General features: G+C 31.3%; 4 protein-coding genes. 1 reads left to right on the forward strand and 3 read right to left on the reverse strand.

Annotation, left to right across the window (positions count from 1 at the left end):
• Positions 1-46 precede the first annotated feature (46 nt).
• The 3 genes from V7014_RS25335 to V7014_RS25345 form a co-directional block, all read right to left on the reverse strand.
• The gene (locus V7014_RS25335) at positions 47-343 is read right to left on the reverse strand and encodes a hypothetical protein (protein ID WP_335511587.1); all 297 of its coding nucleotides are present in this window, start codon (positions 341-343) and stop codon (positions 47-49) included.
• A 410-nt stretch (positions 344-753) separates the two neighbouring features.
• Positions 754-1,587 carry a hypothetical protein gene (locus V7014_RS25340; protein WP_335511589.1) on the reverse strand — a complete coding sequence of 278 codons (834 nt, stop codon included), beginning with the start codon at positions 1,585-1,587 and terminating at the stop codon, positions 754-756.
• 204 nt (positions 1,588-1,791) lie between these two features.
• Positions 1,792-2,178, reverse strand: coding sequence for a DUF5071 domain-containing protein (locus V7014_RS25345; RefSeq protein ID WP_335511591.1), 387 nt, complete (start codon positions 2,176-2,178; stop codon positions 1,792-1,794).
• A gap of 151 nt (positions 2,179-2,329) precedes the next feature.
• Between V7014_RS25345 and V7014_RS25350 the strand changes: the two genes are divergently transcribed.
• Positions 2,330-2,926, forward strand: coding sequence for a VanZ family protein (locus V7014_RS25350; RefSeq protein ID WP_335511593.1), 597 nt, complete (start codon positions 2,330-2,332; stop codon positions 2,924-2,926).
• Positions 2,927-2,983: the final 57 nt, after the last annotated feature.

A 2,983-nucleotide genomic window follows, 5' to 3' on the forward strand; every position in this document is an offset into this window, starting at 1 on the left:
ATTGACCTCGCAATTTCTAATATTTTCTTTTTTGGGTAATCTCGAACTACTCATTTCCATATAAGTTCCTTCTTGTAACCAAAAAAGTAAACCACCATAAATTTATTTCCCCATTCTTATTCACTTCGCCAACATCATCCCATTCTTGAAAATAACCTCTATTCCCGTTCATATCAACTGGTTTAGCAGTAGGACTTAAACTCATATCGTAATACGGAAACCCCAATCGCTGGGTAATAGCAACCATTAGTTTTGTGTCATCGCTGTTCATATAATGTAACATTACCCAAGGCGAAATTTTTGTATCTAATGACCAATCATCAGGAATTCTTTGGGGTGCCAAAATAATAAAGTTTACTTTCTTCTTTATTTCAGAAATAGTTAAGCTGTTGTGATTATACTTAATTTATTTAGCCATAATCATCAGTGGGTTACTAATTAATAAGAGTAGGACCATAAAAAAGCGAGTGAAAAATGTCAATTTACTACCTCATTTCGCATTATATTTCAGTAGTATTTTTCTCAATTTTGTTATTTCTTATTAAGCTAACCTGCCACGTTTGTTCCATAACAAAAAAGACCGTCAATATGACAGCCTTATTCAGCTCTAGCACCTAATAATATTAGTACGCCTCTTCACAAACTACTAGCTGGTTAGTACAATAACAAAAGAAAGTAAAATTAAATTCTTTATTACATATGTGAAATAGCAAAGAGTATCACTAGAGAAGCCGTTCATTAATAGAACAAATTCTATCCACCTATAATAAACTTACCAATAATAGTCTCTCCATCAACATCATACAAAGGAATTTCTCTTGGTTTAGCTTCCTTTGTAAGTTTAACTGCTTCTTCAGGAGTTCTAGGCTGCGGACCATCAAAATCTTCTTTTTTTACATATCCTGTTGTACCGTCTATTCCCACAGCACTAATCAAATCAGGTCTATCTTCATAAGAAGGAGCATTTACTTCTGAACCATACGTTTGCCCTTTTCTATTTTGAGGATAATTTTTATTTATTGTATGTTTAGAGTTGTTATCTATATTGCCACTTACAGGAGTTTCCACAAGTTTACTACTATCAGGATTTGCTTGATATTGCCATATTTTACTGTTTTTCCCTTTATAAAAATACGAGTAAACGTTAGATTTTCCATCTATAAATTTGATGTACAATTGATAATCAAGTTTACCTGAATTTATTTCATTATGAGCCACTGAATCGGCACCTTGATTATATACAAATGGCTTATAGTTAGTTGAATCATAAAGGAAATTCATAGTATTATCCATACTCCAGGAATACTGTTCGTTTCCAAATACCTTCCTAATCTCATCGTAAGAAAAACCGATCATTATATTTTTTTCTACAAACTCTTTTGTTATCTTTATCTCTTTGCTTTGGCTCATAGGTTCACTATCAAAATTAACGTCTTTGTTTAGTTGAGTAGCATCATTTATACTCATCTCTTTGCTTTGGTTCATAGGTTCACTATCAGAACTATCGTCTTTGTTTACTTGAGTAACATTTTCATTAGAACAAGCAACAAGAAAGAATAAACCTAAAATAATTGACAATTTTCTCAAAAAAATACTCCTTTTCGATTTTTTACTTTAACATTAACATAATTTTCATTTTATAGAAAATAATAACACTCATCATTACCCTACAAAGAAATATCGATCGATTTTTATTCAACTAACCTGCCCCGTTAGCTGCATAAGAAAAAGCTGTCTAAATGATAGCTCTGATCTTCTGCTATTGCCCTCGCTCGTTCAATAAGGAATTTTTTAGACTGTTTCCAAAATCTCTTTTGCGATTTCATCAAGTTCTTCTGCAAGTTCATTATGTGTGGGTGTTTCAGCCACTCTTTTTAAATACTCTTTAAATTGAACTCTTGACTCTACTGGCAATTCAGCAACCAAGTAGTGTAAAACAAACCACTTCCAGTTATCATCATCTGAAGCTAAAACATCTTGGATATGTGGGACGATTTCTTCAGGAAAAGTTAAAAGTACTTCCAATATGCTTGGTGCCACTGGCCAATTCGTATCTTTAATCCATTCGAGAAGGTTAGGTAGCAATGGCACTATCTTATCTCTTTTCATATTTGTTATCCTTTTCGCTCTATGCAAATCAGATTTATGTCTTGGTAATAAATCTTCAAAATTTCCCATATGCATTTCTCCCTTAGATTTATATATATGTCAATCTATTTATTATATCAATTCTTACTAAACTAACCTGCTCCGTTAGCAGCATAAGTAAGATGAAACAATTAGATTGTTTTGTTAATATAAATAATATTAGATATTTTAGGAGGAAGTAATGGATTTAGTATTGATATTTATAAAGTATACGTTAGGATATATGTTTGTATTATTACCCTTGTATTTAGTAGCCAGATTCATTTATATAAAAAAGAAAAAGAAGCAACTTAAACTAAGAAAAGAATTACTCTTAATCCTTTTCGTCCTATATATTGTGGGTTTAGCATCTCAAACAATTCTACCCAAATGGGGTATAAGTTTAATTAGCCAAACAGGTGAGTTCTATATTGATACTAAAGATGAGATAAATCTACTTCCACTCTATACAATTTATCGACATCTTTTCTATGTAGATATGGGTGATTGGGGAAGTAATGCACTTATAACTATCATAGCCAAGATACTTTTATTCTTACCTCTCGGCTTTTTTATCCCATTAATTTGGAAAGAATGGAATTCTTCTCGAAAAATATTTTACCTTGGTGTGTTCTTATCCTTTATTTTAGAAATTGCCCAACTTTTCATTAGACGGAGTGCAGATATTGATGACGTTATATTCAATACGCTAGGTGTCATTGTAGGCTATGGATTATATTTAGTATCTAAAAAAACTATAATTTCTTTAAGATTTAATAACGCAAATCGAAATGTCTAATTCTTTTATAAAGAAATGACAGAAAACTTACCTACACCATTTATTACATAAAAAAGA

Source organism: Bacillus sp. JJ722 (assembly GCF_036963345.1).
Classification (GTDB): domain Bacteria; phylum Bacillota; class Bacilli; order Bacillales; family DSM-1321; genus Bacillus_AD.